The organism is Streptosporangium sp. NPDC006007 (assembly GCF_040614315.1).
Lineage (GTDB): Bacteria > Actinomycetota > Actinomycetes > Streptosporangiales > Streptosporangiaceae > Streptosporangium.
In genome coordinates this window covers 1-17,699 of the sequence record NZ_JBEXUG010000047.1, presented here as the reverse complement: position 1 = coordinate 17,699, position 17,699 = coordinate 1, and the positions used below count along the sequence as shown (strand labels likewise).

Sequence of the window (17,699 nt, the reverse complement as noted above, 5' to 3'; positions counted from 1 at the left end):
AATGTCATGGATGGTTCCGCCGGGGGCCCGCGTTGAGCAGGGCCAGGACGATGTCCCTGGTCGGCGGGGAGTCCCGCCGCGCGGGGTGGTCGGCGCAGGCACGGCTGATGGCACGCCTGACCAGCACCGCCGCGGCCTCGGGCAGGGTGGACCACACCGCCCGGCCGAGCGCGTCCGCGGCGGCCGTGCCGCCCTCCTGGTCCTGCAGATACCGCAGAGTACGGCGCAGCGCGCGGACGGCGTCGGCACGGTGATAGGCGTTGTGCAGCGCCCAGGCCCACAGCATGCCGATCGGCACCGCGCCGGCCGGCTGGAAGAGCAGCAGCCGGCCCATGAGCGGCTCATCGTGCTCCAGCCGGTCGGACTCCAGCACCCTCAGCACGGCCTGCAGAGCCCGCCGGGCCAACTGGGGCTCCATGCTCTGGTTCAGGTCGCGGTCGAGGTGCCTGGCGAGCAGCCGCAGCCCGGTCAGCGCCTCGTCGTCCCGCTCGGCCGCCGCCTGGAACATGAGCGTCAGAGCCCGCTGTGCGACGTTGCTCACCCGGATGCCGCGCAGCGACAGATACCAGAGCCAGTCCACGGTGTCGGCCGGGTACCGGATCGAGAGGCCGCCCGCGAAGGCGAGCGCCGCGGTCATGGCCTGCGGCTGCCCGGCGTTCTCCACCCAGCCCAGAGCGGTGCCGAAGGCGATGGCCGCGGTGGTGTCGTCGACGCACATCATGGACAGCGTGCTGGCCGCCGCGAGCCGTTCCTGGGCCGACCCCCCGGCCCAGGGCTCAAGGAACGACTCCCTGACCTCCCCCGGTCTTCTCCGGGCGAGCAGGGCGAGGCCCGCCGCGACCTGGACCTGTACCTCGGGCAGGTCCTCGGCCAGCTCGCGGATCCACCTGCGAAGCGGCTCCTGCACCCGGTACCCGTAGTCACGGTAGAGCCGTGCGATCACCTGCTCGCGGTGGTGGAGGCCGGAGAAGGAGAGCCGGGGCTCTCCTTCTCCGGCCTCCCCGGCCGATACGGCGATCAGGGGATGCCCGTTGTTCCACAGCCTCCGGCTCTGCGGCAGGTCCTCCGCGATGGTACGCCGTTCGCCTTCGGCCCCCTGCCGCTCGACCTCGTCCGCGATGCCGGTCAGCTGTACCAGGAGGCGCTCGAAGACGCGTTCCGGCATGCCGTACGCGAAGGCGAGAGCGGCGACGGCCAGCACCTCGGAACGCTTGGGCTCGCGGTCGAACCACTGGGTGACGGTGCTGCCGCCCAGGTCGGCCAGGATCTCCTCCGGCGTCCGGGCGCCGTCGCGCATCTGCTCGGCCATCTCGACGACCTGGCGGGGGGATCTCAGCCCGGAGACGTGCTCCCGGATGTGGGTCTCCTCGTGGAACGGGTGGCCCGTGCCGAGGTGTGCCTCAAGCAGCCTCAGCGGGTCCGGCGGCTCCCATCCGATTTCGAACGTTCCCAACTCGGAGCGGACCTCCGAACGGTTGAGAGTGATCACCAGATGGGCTTCCGCCTGTACCAGCTTGACGCTCAGCGCGTCGAGGGTGAAGCGCCGCACACTCGTCGCGACGTCGCCCTCGATCCAGTCGTGGATGAAGTAGACGCGGTTCTTCTTGAACGAGGTGGACAGCAGGCCGTCCAGGTCACGGTTGGGAGGGAAGACGATGACCTTGTCCGGGACGAGCCTGACCTCGGTGAGGAGGGCCGCCCCGCTCGTCCACTTGCCGATGCCCTCGCTCCCGACGAGGACGACCAGGTGCCGTTCACGCAGGATCGCCCTGGCCCGCTCGAAGCCGGGGGGCCTGACGAAGTGCCTGAGCGCGCGTTCGATGTCTTTTTGGTCGAGCCGTCCCGAGATCGAACGGGTCCCCGGGCCGCCGGCTATGCCGAAGGACGACCTCTCCGCGTTGACCTCGGCGAAGAAGTTGTTGATCACGGTCGCCGTCTGACCGAGGGCGTCCTCGTTGAAGTCGTCGTCCGTGCTCTCGGCGTTCGCCGCGTTTCCCGCGTTTCCCGCGTTTCCGGGGTTCTCGGCGTTCTCGGCGTTCCTGGGGGTCTCGGCGTCTCCGGCGTTCTTGGCGTCTCCGGCGTTCTCGGCGGGGGTGCCGTTCGGAGCGTTCCCCGGTTGCCCGTCCGGCTGGGGCTTGGCGGAGGCGCCGGGGCGTGCCCCGTCGTTCTGAGGGGGGGAGGGCGCCGTCATGTACGGCTGATTCCGAAGTTCGCCCGGCGCGCGTCGACGGGTCCGTTCATATTGGTGATCACTTCTGCCCGCTGGGAAACGCTTATTCCGCCGTTACGCGGGCCTTCTGCCGTCTCCGGCGGTTCGGAGAGGCATTTCAGGGTTTCGGGATCAAGCTCCGGGGTCCAGATCCATGCTGGACCGGAGTACTCCTTCTCGCGGACCACGACGCGGCGGAAATCGGTGTCCCGGTAGGAGGTGTGCCCCTGGAGCACCACGTCCTCGAAAACCCGCTGGGAGAGAATCAGGACGAGATTCGCCTTCTCCCGCTCGTTGAAGATCTGCTTGAGCGGCTTCCAGGAGACCAGGCGGCTCGCCTCGACCAGCGCCTGACCGGCGTATCCGTTCACGCACGGATAGGCGGTGCCGAAGGCGAGGGCCACCCTGAGCCGGAACCGCTCCTCGGGTGCCAGGGCGTCGTTACGGTGGACGAGCCCCTGGTGGAGCGCTCGCATGTACTGGTCGACGACGAGGGGTTCGGGCTCGCTCGCCGGCAGGACCGCGAGCTCGCCGTCGCCTTCCGGCTGGATCGCCCACTCCTCGCGGTTGAGCCCGGCCTCGGTGGCGGCGGCCGTATGGAGGTCGATGAAGTTTTGCTGCATGGTCTCGTGCCGCTTGTCGTTGCCCTGCCCGTAGCCTCTCAGGTCGCTCGACATGACGAGGGCGCGTTGAAAGTAGTCGCTTTCCATAAGGGTTTCCGGTTTCTTGCCTGATGTTAGCAATGCCGACTGAAGCCATCAGTATGGAGCAGCCCGTAGGGCCACATCCCCTACTGATACGGGATGTGGTCCTGCCAAATACCGAAGATAGAGTTCAAGGTGTATTAATCCATACTCGTATCACGGCTCGCGCCCTTCCCTGGAGGTGGTTCCGAAAGGCGAGGGGAAAAATGTTACGTTGGGTCCGGCAAAAGCCTCATAAGCCAACGAATCAGGACTTGGATGACGCGCTCGCGGTAGCGGCCTCTTTCCAGGGGTGTATCCAGCACGCCGACGCGAAGGCGGGCGTCCTCGTCGTGTTACACGCGGGAGCCGCCGCGATCGTCGCCACCCAGGCGTCGGCGGGCGCCAGGCTCGGCCAGATCGGGGCCGTGGCCGGGTTCGCCCTGCTGAGCCTCTTCCTGCTGGGCTTCGCGGTCTCCGGCTATCACATGCTGCAGGCCGTCCGGCCCATCCTGCGGTCGCCGGCCGTACAGAGCAGATACAGCATCACCGGGATCGGATGCCACGTGCCGTCGCCGGCCACCGAGGACCTTCCGGTCAGGATCACGGAGGCGTGGGCGATGGCCCGGCTCCTCGCCCAGATCGCCGAGCGCAAGTATCGCCATGTGTCCAGGTCCGTGCCCTGGACCGGGCTGATGCTCGGGGCCGCGGTCTGCTGGACGACGCTCGTCGCGGCGTGGCGGTGAGTTCGGCCCTCGGGGGCGGACGGGTTCAGCCCTCGGAGTCGAAGACGCGGAGCCTCTCCAGGTCCGTGATGATCACCTGTCGGTAGCTGGTCTTCAGCAAACCGTTCTCCTTGAGCAGCCGGACCGCCTTGCCCACCGCGGCCTCCTTCGCGCCGATCAGCCGCCCCAGCTCCGGTTGCGACAGCCGGACACCGAGAGCCGTCCCGCCCTCGACCGCGAACCCGTGCCGTGCGGCCAGCTCGCTGAGGACGCGCACCAGCCGTACCGGGACGTCGAAGGCGGCGAAGTCGAGCCTGCGCTGGTTGGCCCAGTCCAGCCTCTGCATGATCATGGAGGTCAGCGCGGACCACGACTGCGGATGCTCGTTGAGATAGGTGATGAAGGCGGTCGCGGGTATTCGGAAGGCCAGCATGGACGTGCACGCCGTGACCGTCGCCGAGCGGCCCATCCCCCGGAGCACCGCCATCTCGCCCACCAGGTCACCGCTCACCCTCACGCCGAGCAACACCTCGACGCCGTTGTCGAGGATCGCCGTGACCTTGGCGCAGGCGGACAGCCCCGGCCGGGCGGAACGCAGCAGGAGGACATGGTCACGTTGAAGGTCGCCCTGCCGGATCAGCGTCGCCCCCGGCCTGTGGGACTGCGGCTTCCCCAGGCTGAGGATCTCTCCCCGCGCGCGCTCGTCAAGGGCGGACATGAGGGTTCCCACGGGCCAAGAGTGCCCGGACTCGTGGCGGAAAGCTGATTTAGACACGAGACCTCCTTGTTTGATGGTGAATATCTGCTCCGCGCACTGATCGTCATGTTCCTGGGGGATGCGGCGGAGGACAACCTCCAGCATCGGGGATCGCCTTCTTTGTGGGGGCGATTTTCCCGCTGTCCTCACAACTCCCCTCCGGCCGCCTTCACCCCTGCCCGGGTGTTCTCACCGCCCCTCCCGCTGTTTTTAACGGTTCCCTTCCGGTCGGTCTCGCCACTTCCGCTGTTTTCTCGATTCCCCTCCCGGTTGGTCTCGCCGATCCCGGCGGCGCCCTCCCGGGCGTACGATGCCACCGGTGCCACCGGTGTGAGACCCGCCGGTCACCTTCGCGCGTCCCGGCTCCCGGGCCGCGCCGCCCGGGTGACCCGACCTACAGAGCTGGAGCGGACAAGGCGTGAGACTCTCCCGTACGGTCGCCGCCCTCGCGGCGCTGCTGCTGCCCCTCACAGCCTGCTCCGGAGTCGGAACCGACGCCGGAGCCGCCGAGTCCCGAACCGCCGAGCCCGGAGCGGGAACGTCGGAGAAGGCGCTCGCCTGGACCGACTGCGGCGACGGTTTCGAGTGCGCGAAGCTCGCGGTCCCCCTCGACCACGGCAAACCAGGCGGCGAGCGGATCAAAATCGGGGTGATCCGGCTCCCGGCCACCGGCGACCGGATCGGTTCGATCCTCCTCAACCCCGGCGGACCCGGTGCCTCCGGGATCGGATACGCCCGCAGCGCGCGCACGGTACTGAGCGAGGAGGTGCGGGCCCGTTTCGACGTGGTGGGGTTCGACCCGCGCGGAGTCGGCGAATCCTCACCCGTCCGGTGCCTGTCGCCGCGCGAACTGGACGCCTACATCGGCCTGGACACCTCGCCCGACTCCCCGGCCGAGATCACCGCGCTGGAGGAGGGCGCGCGCCGGTTCGCCGCCGGATGCCAGGCCCGCTCCGGCAAGCTCCTGGCACACGTAGGCACCGTCGACGCGGCCCGGGACATGGACCTGCTCCGCGCGGCCCTCGGCGACGAACGTCTCACCTATCTCGGCAAGTCGTACGGCACGCAACTCGGAGCGGTCTACGCCGACCTGTTCCCCGGCCGCGTCCGGGCCCTCGTCCTCGACGGCGCCGTGGACCCCTCGCTCCCCCCGCTGGAACTGAACGCCACCCAGGCCAGAGGCTTCGAAGTGGCCCTCGACGCGTTTCTGGAGAACTGTCTCACGGCCGCCGACTGCCCCTTCCACGGCTCGGTGAAGTCCGCCCGCGACGAGATCACGAGCCTGCTCCGCAGGGCGGACCAGCGGCCTCTCACCGGCAGGAGCGGCGACGGTCGCCAGGTCAGCGAGGCATGGGCCGTCTTCGGCCTGGTCACCCCCCTGTACGACCGCCGGTCCTGGCCCGTCCTGCGCCAGGCGCTCGGCAAGGCGATCGAGGGCGACGGGACCACACTCCTACGCCTGGCCGACCTGCTGATCGACCGGCACCAGGACGGCACGTACTCCAACCAGACCGAGGCCAACATGGCCGTCAACTGCGCCGACGGCGACTTCCCCCAGACCTCCTCGGCCTTCGCCGCCGCGGCCCGCGAATCCGCCGCCGAAGCACCGCTGTTCGCCCCGTACCTCATGTGGGGATCACTGCCCTGCGCCTACTGGCCGGTCAGGGGAGGGGCACCGGAGAAGATCGACGCCCCCGGAGCCGCCCCCATCATGGTCGTCGGAACCGAACGCGACCCGGCCACGCCGTACGCCTGGGCCAAGGCTCTGGCCACCCAGCTCTCCTCAGGTGTGCTGGTGGACTTCGACGGCGATGGCCACACCGCCTACCGGACCGGCTCGACGTGCGTGGACCGCCTGGTCGACGACTACCTGATCGACCTGAAGGCCCCCGAGAACGGCACCCGCTGCCCGAAGATCGCCTGATTCGGGGGCGCGGGAAGCCCCGGGAAGCCTGTAGACTGCCGTAGGCCGTGCGTAACACACGGCACGCCGCCTTAGCTCAGTCGGCCAGAGCACTTCACTCGTAATGAAGGGGTCTGGGGTTCGATTCCCCAAGGCGGCTCCAGGTCAAAGGCCCTTCGGGATGATCCCGGAGGGCCTTTGACATGTCCGTACAGCAGCGTCGTACAGCAACCTCGTCTTCCCCCCGTGGTCAACGAGGTGGACAAGGTGAAAGACGGTGGGGGTTCGTGCGTTTGGCGAAAAATTCAGTCGTTGGGCGCCAGGTCGCCCGCGTACGCTGTGAGGTATGAAAGCGGACGAGGCGAAAGATTTGCAAGAGCTACTAAAGCTCTTAGACCGAGCGAAGCCTTGGGAGGAGCTGACCGGTGCTTCTTCTCCCCTCTGGGATGTCCAGTTGGGCAGTGCTCTTGCCGGTGACGACGCCAAGACCGACCCGTACCAAATCTCACACAGCGTTCGTCACGCGCTTACGGTCGCAGTAGATCATCTCAACTGTTTGCGGTCTTCGCTCATCGTTGAGATGGAGAAAGACCGCGCCTCTGTCAGTATCCACACGCACGCTCAGTCGTCGCTTATTCGGGGGGCTATTGAGAACGGAGCACGGGCTGTGTGGATGATCGGCCCCACGTCCCGACTGGAACGGGTGAAGCGGCGGCTGTCTCTGCAAGCTGGCGAGTTGAAGCGCTCGGAGCGGCTTCGTGAGGTCGTGAAGCAGCCAGCGACCCGCACGAAGAAAGAGCGTATGAAGCAGCTGACAGATCTCGTCGTTGCTGCTGGCGTTCCTGCTGAGGAGGGGAAGGCCGCTCTACGGATGCCGCAGTACAGCGACATCGTAAGGACGGCGGGGGATCACACCGCGCTGGGAGCGGACATGGTGGATGTGATCTGGAGTGGCTGTAGCTCTCTTGCCCATGGCGATCTTTCAGGAACCCTTGGTTTGCTGGACAGGGAGATTATTCAGCGAGAAAAAGGCATTGCCCTGGCAAGGGTAACCGGCTCTATCTCCAATCTATACTGGACTGCCGTGGGCGCAGTGGCCGTCATCCATCACGGATTCCGCCTCTACGAGCAGCGTGCTATCAGGCATCACTGAGGCGCCTTAGCTACAAGAAGTCAGGGTACGATCCACCGGGTAGCCCCTGCGTTGAAGGCCCTCCCGATTAATCTGGAAGGGCATTTTGCGTACTGGTTATTAGTTTTGTGTAGCAATTAGGACGCGCTAAGACATCTTCCCGCCAAGGCTCTGATTCAGCCGATCCAGCGCTTTCCGCGTCTCGGGTGCCGTGATCTGCGTATAGACGTTCATGGTCACTGAGATCTGGGAGTGCCGCAGGATGCGCATCGCGACGCGGGGGTGGACGTCGAGGGCGGCCAGGAGCGAGGCGCAGGTGTGGCGGGTGTCGTGGACACGGATCCGGGGGACACCGGCCCTCTCGCAGTAGCGTTCGAAGGATCGGTAGAAGTTGCGCGGCTCGACCGGGGTGCCATTCTTCGTGGTGAACACGAGGTCGGAGTCTTGCCATCTCGCTCTGGCGTCCTGGCGGGCTTCCTGCTGGATTCGCCGGCGGTCCCGTAGTGCCGAGACACAGAGCCCGAGGAGCGGCAGGGACGCCGTCGAGTCCTCCGTCTTGGTCGTGTCCCGGTGGAGGAGTTGCCCGCGGACGCGGTTGAGCTGGTGGGAGATCCAGAGCTGTTCGCCGTCGAGGTCGACGCAGCCCCAGGTCAGCCCAAGCACCTCGCCCCGCCGAAGGCCGAGAATCAGGATCAGGACGTAGGCGGCGTAGAGCGGCTCTTTCGCCTCCCGGAGGTGTTCAAGGAACCGCCGAGCCTCGTCGACGTTCCACACGCTGTGGCTTTTTGCCTTCTTGGTCTTGCTCGCGTTGGGCAGGACCGTCAGCCCGGCGACGTTTTTGGAGATCAACTCTTCACGAATGGCATTGCCGAGCGCGGAGCGCAGGACGCGCCGGATACTCGCGATCGTGCTCCGGGACGGGTAGTTCTTGCAGCACTTTCCCTTGGAGCAGCACCGCCGCTTGTCCTCCGGGCGCCGGTGATCCTTCCTCTGGTCGCAGCAGGTGCACAGGGTCGGCAGGGTGTTGATCCAGGTCTGTACGTCGCGAACGGTGAGCTTGTCGAGGCGCTTCTTGCCGAGGCCGGGGATCAGGTAGAGCCGGACCAGCGGCTCGTAACCGGCGTAGGTGGTCGGCTCTCGGTTGGGTTCGATGACTTCGGTGAGCCAACGCGTCAGGTAGGCGGCCATGGTGGGGTGCTTGGTCGGCACCGGTCCTTTGCTCGCGAGGTCGTGGAGCTTGAGCCACTTCTCGTGGGTCTCCTCGCGGGTCTTGCCGTAGGCCCATTTGCGGGTCTTCTTACCGTCGGGTGTGGTGACCCAGACGTAGCCCGCCCAGCCATCCTTGTACGGGAAGACCGAGCCCTCACCGTTCGAGCGCTTACCCATTAGGCGGCCTCCTCGCGAAGTCGGGTCACGTAGTCATTCAGAGCGGACTCCGGGATACGGCGGCAGCGGACGCCGACCACGACGGAGGTGAGTTCACCGGAGCGGATGAGGGTGTAGAGAGTCCACCGGCTGACCTGGAGAGTGGCCATCGCTTGGGGAACGGTGAGCAACTTAGGACTCATGGCCGTCTCCCAGGTCCGCCAGTGGTCTTCCGGTCAGTGCGGCGGCGAGGAGGGCGTCACCGGCCGACAGACCCTTGCCGGCGTACTCCCAGTGGGAGATGACGAGCACGGTGTCCTCGTCGAAGAGGGGCAGGCGTCCGGTGGTGATCGCTTCGCCGCGCATGTGTTCGGTGCGAGCCGCGCGGAGTTTGCCGAGGGTGGTGGAGTAGCGGCGGCTCTTGGTGGAGAAGTGGCCGCGGAAGCCCAGAGTGTGAGCCCATGGGATCAGTCGGAGATCGGCGAACTCGTCGAGGGCGCCCAGGCGCAGGCATTCGGCGATGAGTCGCCGGGGGTGGTCGCGGAGGTTGAAGGCGGTCAGGTCGTCGAGGGGGTTGATGCGCCGGTCGAGGGTGCCGACGCATTCGGCGGCCTTGGTGGCGTACTTGGCGATGTAGGCGGCTACGGCCTGTTCGGTGAGGTCGCCGTTCATGGTGATCTCGCGTGTGTCGAGTTGGGGGCCCCAGCGCAGGACCCGAGCGGGCTCATCGGCCGCGGCAGGGGCGGTGACCGCGACGGCCGAGGCGGCATGTCGTACGGCGTCCGCCAGAGCGTCAGCCGTTGCCCAGGACGGAGGAGGTGAGGCAGGCCCGTCCGGGCCGTCGAGGCGGATCACCGCGTGGAAGTGGACGACCCCGCGGCGCTGGTACTCGGCGACCTTGGCGAAGGAGATCATGACCTGTTCGCGGAGCTCTCGGAGCGTCAGACCTCCGAGTTTGGCGACGCGCCGGCGGAGGGCTTCGGTGAAGCGCCGCCACAGTTCCGGGGACATGGCGTTGAACAGCACCGATCCGGCGTAGTCGTAGCAGTCCGGGCAGAGCGGCTCGCCCAGGCATCCCTCGTCGGCCCCGTGCCGAGCGGTGCAGGACATGACCCGCCCGTGTGGGCAGGTGGGCGCGTCCCGTCGGGGGTGACAGGGCAGGGTCGTGCCGTTCTTCTCCTGCCGGGTGTGGACGGTGCCGAAGGAGGGGGCGGTGAGGGTGACGAACAGGCAGGGGTGAGCGGTGACCGAGTCGGGGACGCCCTTGCCTCCGACCAGGCCCGCGCGGATGAGTTGGTAGGTGTCAGCCCGGTAGGTCTCGGCGCAGGCCGGGCAACGGGACGCGCGCCGGGTCTTGCAGGGCAGGCGAAGGATGCCGTCCGGTTCGGTGGCGGTGGTGTAGGTGTGGAGGCGCCGGCCGGTGGCGGGGTCGATGTGGAGGACGTGGCCGCGAAGGTGGATGGGCTGTCGGCAGCCGCCGGTCCGGCGGATCTGGGAGGCCCAGCGTTCGTATTGGGGATCGTGGAGCCGGATGATCATCCCGGCTACCGCGTAGGTGTTTGGCATGATGGGGCGCGTCCCTTCCGGGCTATTGCGGTTCGGTGCGGGATGGCCCCCGACGTGGCGGACGTCTTGGCGGATGTGTGGTCACGCCGGGGGCGCCGAGGCTCAGCAGAAGCCGAGGCCTTCGCAGTGCGGGCAGGTCTGGCCGTGGCCGTCGAGCCCGGTTCCGCCGCAGTGGCAGCACTGCCAGCGCTGGGGCGCGAGGTCGACGAGCGGGGTGTCTGGGTCATCGGTCATGTGGTCCGTCTCCCGGTGTCGCGCTTGGGGGCGGTGTTGAGGAACACCCGCCAGGTGTGGGGGCGTTCGTGGAGCGGCAGGATCAGCGAGATCTGGCCGACCGGCAGGATCGTGCGGATCTTGTTGATGGCGTGGACGAGTTCGGCGTAGGTGCCGTCGATACGGATGCGCATGGGGGTTCTCTCTTTCAGGCAGCGTGGGGTGGAGCGTCTGCGGGGGTGACGGGGGCGAGGTCGACGCAGCCCGCGTAGGACTGGTTGGCGTCGTGGCGGGCTTGGGCGCGGGCGAGGATGGCCACGGCGGTGTACTCGACCGGCCCGAAGGTGAGGCCGGTCCGGTAGTGGTCGTGATCCAGGTCGCCGGGGTCGACGTCGGTTCCGAGGAGTTCGGCGATGCCGTCGATCTCGGCGCACATCTCGGCGTCGGTTCCCCTGGCGAAGTGGTGGACCATGAGGAAGGAGGGGACGGGGACGCCGGGGGTGGCCTCCAGAAAGGCGGCCAGGTCGAGTAGGCCCTTGACGAGAGCGGCGCGGGAGTTGGTGGGGATCATGAGTGTTCTCCTTGGGGTCAGGCGGGTTCGGGGCTGTCGCGCAGGGTGCGCAGCAGGTCGGAGGCGAGTTGGCTGGACACGCCCAGGCGGGTGCGTAGCAGGTCACGGGTGATCGGCTTGCCGTGCCGGACGTGGTGTTCGTCGGCGACACGGCGGGCGTAGTCCAGGAGCGGGTTGGCCGTACCGGTGTCGTTCTGGCCGTTCCGGGTGTCGTTCCGGTCAGGTACGGCGAGGCCGGGCAGCGAAACGAGCGCGGCCGGTTCGGCCGGAGTTTCCGGTACGCCGTCCGCAGCGGGAACGATCTTCGATACGGGGACAACCTCCGGGGACGGTTCGGAACAGGGTTCGGTGGCGCGTCGTTCGAGCATGGAGACCGCGATCAGGAACGCCCCGGCCGGAGTCGCGGCGGTGATCCACCCCCAGGCGGACGGGTCGGCTTGGGCGAGGTTCGCGGCCAGTGACAGGACGATTCCGCCGACGAGGACGAGGGTCGGCCAGGAGATCCAGCCGTCTCGCCGGCGTCCGTTCTTCTTGTCACGCTGCCGTTCCCTTGCGGCCATCACACAGGTGAGGTCGACGCAGACCGCCACCGCCCAGGCCATCCAGCCGGACTGTCCGTGTTCGGTGGCGGTGTCGCGGATGTGGGTGAAGCTGCCCGCCCCGGCGATCGCCGCGAGGATCAGTACCGGTCCGGAGTCGGCCAGCCGTACGGCCAGATGGGGCGCGGTCGTGGTCACGGTGGGGTTCTCCTTCCAGGGGTCAGGCGGCGAGTTCGGGGGTGTCGACGCCGGGGAGTTCGTGGTCGAGGCCGGAGGCGGCGACCTGGTTCCAGGAGGGGGTCAGGTCGGCGTAGGTGCCGGCGGCCTGTTCGGCGGTGGTGGTGGAGACGTAGCCGGACCGGGCGCGATACCACCGGCCGTCCGAGCCGGTTATCACGGCGACACCGGGTAGTTCTGGGGCGATGGATCGGGCGGCTACCAGGGCGTCGGGGTCGAGGTCGCCGAGGGTCATGACCGCGGTTTCGGGGTCGTTGACCCGGTGGCAGACCCGTCCGCCGATCTGGGCGCGTAGTGCGGTCACGCCGGGGCCGAGGTCGGAGCCGATCCGCTGGCCGGACAGGATCAGGTGGATGCCGAAGGCGCGGCCGAGCTGGGCGATCCGTAGTAGGGCGGTAGCCGTACGGGTGACCTGGTCCTTTTCGGCTTTGTCGGCGGTGAGGAAGAGTTCGGCGACCTCGTCGACCAGGACCACGACCGGGATGGGGCGGGAGGCGTCCGGGAGTTGCCAGATGTCGCGCACCCCGTACCGGCGGCAGGCCAGCATCCGGGCGCCCATGACCGCGATCAGATCGCTGAGCAGGTCGAGGCACTCGGCGCGGGTGGTGGCCAGCGCGGTGAGCCGGGCGGAGTAGGCCGACAGTTCCACCCCGCCCTTGAGGTCGAAGCCGACCAGGGCGACCGGTTGCGGGGCCAGGCCGACGATGAGCGCGTTGATCAGGTTGGACTTGCCGGACTGTGTCGCGCCCGCGTTCATCCAGTGCGGGATGAGGCGGTCCATCCGCCAGGCCGCCCCGGTCTCCAGTACCCCGACGACCGGCCGCAGCAGGTCATCGGCCCGCCAGCCGTCGCGAGGTTCAGCCGGGGGTACGGCGGGCGCGACGTGGGCTAAAGGGTCGCGGGTGATCCCTTGGAGGGTAACGCGGCCGGGCCGGGAGCCGACGACGCGGACCGCCTCGATCCGCCAGGCGTGCGCGAGCCGTTCGCAGACCTTGGCGTAGTCGTCGGGCACCTGGCCGTCGAGCAGGTGGAAGGTGACGCGGAAGCCGTGCCGCAGGGGCCGGGGCAGGCCCATCCAGGGCTTGGTGTCGACCGCGACCCGCTGGAAGCGCCGCTTGACCTGCACGACACCGGTCGAGGCGACCAGGCCGGGGACGGTGGTGAACCACCAGCGATGCCGCTTCTTGGTCAGCCCGCAGCCGGAGGCCACGTGCCGCCAGGTCCAGCGCAGCCAGACGGCCTTGCGCGGGAAGACGATGACGTACCAGTAGGAGACCGGGGCCCAGCGCCGCCACAGGAGCAGCGCGAAGACGACGCCGAGGACGAGGAGCAGGGGGCGAGGAACGGCGTTCATCGGCCCGCCTCCGCCGCGGCCGAGGTGGCGGGGACGAAGGACTGAGCGCGGTAGGCGATGCCCCAGCGTCCGCCCTGTTCCCAGACGTAGCCGACCATGCCGACCGGGACGATCTCGTCGCCGGCGGAGATCTGCGGTTCGGGGGTGATGCTGACCTTGACGAGTTCCATGCGGCCGAAGTGGTCTTCGATCAACAGGGTGACCTCGTACATGGTGTTGCCGTCCTTGTCGCGCTTGATCTCGCCGGTCTCCTTGCTGACGAGGCGGGGGCGGGCGGCCTTGGCACAGGTGATCTGGAGCTTGGTGACGTCAACGGGGATGGGGATGGTGCGCATGATCGTTTCCTCTGCTAGATGGACTTCTTGGAAGACATGGAACACTTAGAATTCTAAGTTGTCAATGAGTGCTTCGCAGACCTGGTTGGTTTCTTTACCGGCGTGTGCTCAACTGGAGGCGAGACGAGGAGAGAGCGGATGATGGTGGAGAAGACCGGCCGACCGGCCTACTTGCAGATCGTCGACGAGCTGCGCGGCCAGATCCGTACCGGCTCGCTCCCGGCCGGCGCGGCGCTGCCGTCCATCGCCCAGCTGGGTGAGCGGTTCGACGTCTCCGCCAGCGTGGTCAAGGCCGCGATCAGCGTGCTCCGCACCGAGGGGCTGGTGATCGGCCAGCAGGGCAAGGGCGTGTTCGTGCGCGAGGTCCCGACCGACACCGCCCCGCAGCCGTCGGACGCGGACTCCGAGATCTTGGACCAGCTCTCCCAGATGCGCCAGAGCCTCAAGGAACTGGGGGATCGGCTCTCTCACCTGGAGACGGCGGTGTTCCAAGAGCCGAAACGATCTCGCTGACCCGGCAGACCAGCTCGTCCAGCTCCATCCGGATCGCGGCCAACTCCCGCACGATCCGCTCGTCGTCCGCGCTCACGGTGCCCTCCCTCGCGTTCCCCGGTGCTTTTCGCCTTTCGGGATGACACAAGTTCACCGTGAGCTGGGGAGTTTCTGTATCACGCCGACCTAGCTAAGCTTCTTCAGGTTGCCTTAACCGCGATTTACACGAGCGTTTTCACCTGCACGACCGCACACCGCGCACCGCCCCCAAGTGTGAAGGCGAAGGTATGCAATGAAGACGACCCAGCGACCCGGCTGGATCCCTTCCCGCCTGCGGGAACACCGCGAAGCCCACGGGCTCACCCTGGAGGCCGCAGGCGAACGGCTACGCCAGACAGCCGTGCGTCACGGCCTCACCGTGCCGGCCGCCAACTTCCAAACCCTGTGGGGACACGAGCAGGGAACCGGATACCCAGGCCCGCATTACCGGCGTGCTTATTGTCTGCTCTATGAGACCACCGAGCCCGAACTTGGCTTTCGTCCCGCTTTGCCCGGTGAATCACAGAAAGCGGAAATTGTGATTTCCGATCTGCCCGCGCCCACCAACCCCGCAGCCGACAACGCCGCCGCCCAGGTCATTGAGGAGACCTTCACCAAGGTCTCCATCGGAGACATCGAGGCGGACGGCTCCCCCCAGGCCCTCCTACGGGGCCGGGTCGTCGACGCCTGGCGCAGACGCCACGGCGGAGGCAGCCCCAAGCCCATCCTTGTCCTGGTCGGCGGGTACGCCGGATCGGGCAAGACCGAGTTCTCCCGTTTCCTGTCCGACGTCACCGGCTGGGCGTTCCTGGACAAGGACTCTCTGACCCGCTCCATCGTGGAACGGCTGCTCATCTCCCTGGGCAGCGACCCCAACGACCGCCAAAGCGAGCTGTACCTCAAGGAGGTCCGCCCGCTGGAGTATCGGTGCCTGATGGAGACCGCGTGGGACAACCTCGACGTCGGCACCTCCTCCATCCTGTCGGCCCCGTTCATCGCGGAGTTGAAGGACGAGGCGTGGTTCACCCGCCTGGAGAACCGGTGCGCGGCCAAGGGCATCGACCTCGCCGCGATCTGGGTCCGCTGCGATCCCGAATCGATGCGCGAGTACATCGAGTTCCGCGGCGCCGCCCGGGACGCCTGGAAGCTGAACAACTGGGAGCAGTACGCCGCGGGCATCGACACCGACACCAGCCCGCCCACCGCACACGTCACGGTCGACAACCGCCTGGGTTCGGCGATCAGTCTTGCCGACCAGACCCGCGAAGCGCTCAAACGGATCCTGGCGTGAGCCCGCACGGCATCGTCTTGTACGGCCCGCCCGCCAGCGGCAAGGACACCGTCACCGCGGCCCTTCACCGGCTGGATCCGCGATTCGTGCTGCTGCCCAAGCTCAAGGCCGGAACCGGCCGAGCCGAGGGGTATGAGTTCGTCACCGCTGAGCGGTTGGAGAAACTGCGCGGCGCGGGCCGCCTGGTCGCCGAGACTCACCGTTACGGCAACGTCTACGCCGTCGACCGGCAGACGATCGACGACATGGAAGCCGTCGGCAACGTGCCCGTCGCCCACATGGGCAACATCGGTGACCTGCGCCGCCTGGTCGGCCGCGAGCCGGACTCGTGGCTTCGCGTGCTGCTGTGGATCCCGCGCGAGATCACCGAGCAGCGTTCCACCGCTCGGGGGGACGCCGACACCGGCAAACGCCTGACCGCATGGGACGAGACCCTTGCCGACCTGAAGGCCAACACCGACGAGGGATTCTTTCATCTGCGCATCCACACCGACCGGCTCAGCGCCGACGCCGCAGCCGAGGAGATCATGACTGCCTATGACCGGCTACGGACGGCCGGGCGTTCTCGCGAGGAGGCGTGCCCCCCGTGAGCCGGGCCGCGACGTCTGGCGGGATCAGGTCCAGCCGCCACCAGGTCCCGCAGCCGGTGCACCTAGCCCCCGTCCACATCCCCTGAGGGTTCGACGTCCAGGACACAGAGACATGCGAGCAGGCGTTGGGGGAGAGGCCGTACGCCGCCGGTAAGGCTGTCACCCCTCCACCTCCGTTCGCACCGGTTCCTGATCCTGCGATGTCCGTGCCTCCCCCGCCCCTTGGGGCTGCCGCAGTGCGTGTGCCTGCCGTCGAGGCGATCTCGTCTCCAGGGAAGGGATGTGGATGAACAGTGTCATCGTGGGTGGACACGGACACTGTGGACGAGATCGCCGTTTCGGCGGGACCACGATCTGAGCGATCGCCCGTGACCTCCGGGACGGGGGAGGAGTCGACCGGGAACCACAGCCGGTTGGCTCCCGGTAGGCGTGACGGCGAAGTCCCCCTCCGAAGCTCACGCCGCCACGCCCGTCTACCGGGTTCTTCCGGACAGCAGCGCCGTCCAGGTCACCCGAGCCTCACTGATCGGCATGCAGGAGGTCTCGTGGATCTCGTGCTTGCCGTCGAGCTGAACCGTCCGCCGCAGGAACGCGCGGCCCCCGCCCACGCACAGCTCATACACCGTGGCCCGACACCAGCAGGTCCAGGCCACCGGCCGCACCCGCTCCAACACCACCGCCCGGCAGGGGGAGCGCCACACCAGCCGAACGTGGTCACGCTGAAGCATCGCCACATGCGGACTCACGCACTCCTCCAGGGCGATCACGATGCGTTCTCTCTGGAGCGCACGTGCTGCCGACGAAGAGCGGCGTAGTGGAAGGCGATCCGGCGGGCGGCCCGAGCGGAGTCCGCCGCGGGATGCCAGTTGTAAACGACCTGCTGTCGCTGTTGGTCCCAGCCGACACGCCACCAGAAACGCTGTCCGTAGCACCAGACGTTGATGCCGGCCCAGATCGACACCAACGCCAAGCCGTACCCATGGTGGACACCGGCCGCGATCTGGTGCTTGGCCAGCGCCTCGCGGAGTTCCTCCGCCGCGTCCACCGGATCCACTTCACCAACGAACGGCGTGGTCATGCCTCACCCCCTGCTGCGCCGGTTGCCGCATCTCGCGTCATCTCGATCTCCAAGGCCGGAACCGTCCGAGTCAGAGGGACGGCCTCGAACCCTCTGCCCCTCGTTGCGGGTCTCCGGTCGTCGGTCATGCCAGCATCATAAGCAAAGAACACTGTGGTGCACCATAGAACACCGCAGTATGTGTTGGTGGAGAGGGCTCCACCGTGCACTTCTAGCGTGTGCCCATGACTGAGCTGCGAGACGATCTGCCCAGGTGGCGCCAGGTACGCGACATCATCGTCAAGCGCATCGAGGCCGGCCAGTACAAGCCCGGACAGCGAATCCCCTCGGTCGTCGACCTCACCCAGGAGTTCGGCATAGCCACGCAGACCGCGCAGAAGGTCATGAACGCCCTGCGCAAGGATCGCTGGATCCGCACCGAACGCGGCATGGGCAGCTTCGTCACCACCGTCGAGGAACGCACAGCCGAACCCGACGAGGCTACGGAGTAGTCCACAAGCTCAAGATCATCGGAGGCCGCTTACTTGTGCGACCGACAGTGATCGTTTACGCCTGGGTCTGAGTCTGGGTCCTCTGCTTGAGGCGTTCGTAGGGAGTCTGGCCGCCGAGGCCGCCGTGGG

At 67.6% G+C, this 17,699-nt stretch carries 21 protein-coding genes and 1 tRNA gene; 8 read left to right on the top strand and 14 right to left on the bottom strand.

Going from position 1 to position 17,699, the window contains the following annotated elements:
• Positions 1-4: 4 nt before the first annotated feature.
• Together ABZ194_RS26235 and ABZ194_RS26230 are read right to left on the bottom strand one after the other, a co-directional pair.
• A complete protein-coding gene (locus tag ABZ194_RS26235) occupies positions 5-2,191 on the bottom strand; it encodes a hypothetical protein (protein WP_355599676.1) in 2,187 nt (728 codons plus the stop codon).
• Positions 2,188-2,919, bottom strand: coding sequence for a hypothetical protein (locus ABZ194_RS26230; RefSeq protein ID WP_355599675.1), 732 nt, complete (start codon positions 2,917-2,919; stop codon positions 2,188-2,190). The genes ABZ194_RS26235 and ABZ194_RS26230 overlap by 4 nt, the downstream gene beginning before the upstream one ends.
• Before the next feature lie 248 nt (positions 2,920-3,167).
• Between ABZ194_RS26230 and ABZ194_RS26225 the strand changes: the two genes are divergently transcribed.
• Positions 3,168-3,638, top strand: a complete 471-nt coding sequence (locus ABZ194_RS26225; protein WP_355599674.1) for a hypothetical protein — start codon at positions 3,168-3,170, stop codon at positions 3,636-3,638.
• A 25-nt stretch (positions 3,639-3,663) separates the two neighbouring features.
• Here the strand turns inward: ABZ194_RS26225 and ABZ194_RS26220 are convergent, their stop codons facing one another.
• The gene (locus ABZ194_RS26220) at positions 3,664-4,335 is read right to left on the bottom strand and encodes a Crp/Fnr family transcriptional regulator (RefSeq protein ID WP_355599673.1); all 672 of its coding nucleotides are present in this window, start codon (positions 4,333-4,335) and stop codon (positions 3,664-3,666) included.
• A 457-nt stretch (positions 4,336-4,792) separates the two neighbouring features.
• Here ABZ194_RS26220 and ABZ194_RS26215 point away from each other — a divergent pair, with 457 nt between their 5' ends.
• From ABZ194_RS26215 to ABZ194_RS26205, 3 genes are all read left to right on the top strand, one after another.
• Positions 4,793-6,298 (top strand): alpha/beta hydrolase, encoded by a 1,506-nt coding sequence (locus tag ABZ194_RS26215; protein WP_355599672.1) that lies wholly within the window; start codon positions 4,793-4,795, stop codon positions 6,296-6,298.
• A gap of 65 nt (positions 6,299-6,363) precedes the next feature.
• Positions 6,364-6,440 (top strand) — tRNA-Thr (locus tag ABZ194_RS26210).
• A gap of 183 nt (positions 6,441-6,623) precedes the next feature.
• Positions 6,624-7,430, top strand: coding sequence for a hypothetical protein (locus ABZ194_RS26205; protein ID WP_355599671.1), 807 nt, complete (start codon positions 6,624-6,626; stop codon positions 7,428-7,430).
• Positions 7,431-7,556: 126 nt separating this feature from the next.
• On the opposite strand, the gene ABZ194_RS26200 is transcribed toward ABZ194_RS26205, so the two are convergent.
• The 9 genes from ABZ194_RS26200 to ABZ194_RS26160 all read right to left on the bottom strand — a co-directional run bounded on the left by ABZ194_RS26200 (position 7,557) and on the right by ABZ194_RS26160 (position 13,589).
• On the bottom strand, positions 7,557-8,795 hold the full coding sequence (locus ABZ194_RS26200; protein ID WP_355599670.1) for a site-specific integrase: 1,239 nt from the start codon (positions 8,793-8,795) through the stop codon (positions 7,557-7,559).
• Positions 8,795-8,977, bottom strand: a complete 183-nt coding sequence (locus ABZ194_RS26195) for a helix-turn-helix domain-containing protein (RefSeq protein ID WP_355599669.1) — start codon at positions 8,975-8,977, stop codon at positions 8,795-8,797. The genes ABZ194_RS26200 and ABZ194_RS26195 overlap by 1 nt, the downstream gene beginning before the upstream one ends.
• Complete coding sequence (locus tag ABZ194_RS26190; protein ID WP_355599668.1) at positions 8,967-10,340, bottom strand: replication initiator; 1,374 nt, start codon at positions 10,338-10,340, stop codon at positions 8,967-8,969. The genes ABZ194_RS26195 and ABZ194_RS26190 overlap by 11 nt, the downstream gene beginning before the upstream one ends.
• 102 nt (positions 10,341-10,442) lie before the next feature.
• Positions 10,443-10,574, bottom strand: a complete 132-nt coding sequence (locus ABZ194_RS26185; RefSeq protein ID WP_355599667.1) for a hypothetical protein — start codon at positions 10,572-10,574, stop codon at positions 10,443-10,445.
• On the bottom strand, positions 10,571-10,747 hold the full coding sequence (locus tag ABZ194_RS26180) for a hypothetical protein (RefSeq protein ID WP_355599666.1): 177 nt from the start codon (positions 10,745-10,747) through the stop codon (positions 10,571-10,573). The genes ABZ194_RS26185 and ABZ194_RS26180 overlap by 4 nt, the downstream gene beginning before the upstream one ends.
• Positions 10,748-10,761: 14 nt before the next feature.
• Positions 10,762-11,124, bottom strand: a complete 363-nt coding sequence (locus ABZ194_RS26175) for a hypothetical protein (RefSeq protein WP_355599665.1) — start codon at positions 11,122-11,124, stop codon at positions 10,762-10,764.
• Positions 11,125-11,141: 17 nt separating this feature from the next.
• Positions 11,142-11,861 carry a DUF2637 domain-containing protein gene (locus ABZ194_RS26170; RefSeq protein ID WP_355599664.1) on the bottom strand — a complete coding sequence of 240 codons (720 nt, stop codon included), beginning with the start codon at positions 11,859-11,861 and terminating at the stop codon, positions 11,142-11,144.
• 22 nt (positions 11,862-11,883) lie between these two features.
• Positions 11,884-13,254: an FtsK/SpoIIIE domain-containing protein gene (locus ABZ194_RS26165; protein WP_355599663.1), complete on the bottom strand. Its 1,371-nt coding sequence runs from the start codon at positions 13,252-13,254 to the stop codon at positions 11,884-11,886.
• Entirely contained in the window at positions 13,251-13,589 is a 339-nt protein-coding gene (locus tag ABZ194_RS26160; RefSeq protein WP_355599662.1) for a hypothetical protein, read from the bottom strand. Before ABZ194_RS26160 ends, ABZ194_RS26165 begins: the two co-directional genes overlap by 4 nt.
• A 138-nt stretch (positions 13,590-13,727) precedes the next feature.
• On the opposite strand from ABZ194_RS26160, the gene ABZ194_RS26155 reads away from it, so the two are divergent.
• The 3 genes from ABZ194_RS26155 to ABZ194_RS26145 all read left to right on the top strand — a co-directional run bounded on the left by ABZ194_RS26155 (position 13,728) and on the right by ABZ194_RS26145 (position 16,001).
• Positions 13,728-14,102, top strand: coding sequence for a winged helix-turn-helix domain-containing protein (locus tag ABZ194_RS26155; protein ID WP_355599661.1), 375 nt, complete (start codon positions 13,728-13,730; stop codon positions 14,100-14,102).
• A gap of 556 nt (positions 14,103-14,658) precedes the next feature.
• Positions 14,659-15,411: an AAA family ATPase gene (locus ABZ194_RS26150; protein ID WP_355599660.1), complete on the top strand. Its 753-nt coding sequence runs from the start codon at positions 14,659-14,661 to the stop codon at positions 15,409-15,411.
• Positions 15,408-16,001, top strand: coding sequence for a guanylate kinase (locus ABZ194_RS26145; protein WP_355599659.1), 594 nt, complete (start codon positions 15,408-15,410; stop codon positions 15,999-16,001). Before ABZ194_RS26150 ends, ABZ194_RS26145 begins: the two co-directional genes overlap by 4 nt.
• 473 nt (positions 16,002-16,474) lie before the next feature.
• On the opposite strand, the gene ABZ194_RS26140 is transcribed toward ABZ194_RS26145, so the two are convergent.
• Both ABZ194_RS26140 and ABZ194_RS26135 read right to left on the bottom strand, forming a co-directional pair.
• Positions 16,475-16,747 carry a hypothetical protein gene (locus ABZ194_RS26140; RefSeq protein ID WP_355599658.1) on the bottom strand — a complete coding sequence of 91 codons (273 nt, stop codon included), beginning with the start codon at positions 16,745-16,747 and terminating at the stop codon, positions 16,475-16,477.
• Between the two features lie 17 nt (positions 16,748-16,764).
• On the bottom strand, positions 16,765-17,079 hold the full coding sequence (locus ABZ194_RS26135; RefSeq protein ID WP_355599657.1) for a hypothetical protein: 315 nt from the start codon (positions 17,077-17,079) through the stop codon (positions 16,765-16,767).
• A gap of 224 nt (positions 17,080-17,303) precedes the next feature.
• On the opposite strand from ABZ194_RS26135, the gene ABZ194_RS26130 reads away from it, so the two are divergent.
• On the top strand, positions 17,304-17,570 hold the full coding sequence (locus ABZ194_RS26130) for a winged helix-turn-helix domain-containing protein (protein ID WP_355599656.1): 267 nt from the start codon (positions 17,304-17,306) through the stop codon (positions 17,568-17,570).
• Positions 17,571-17,699 lie beyond the last annotated feature (129 nt).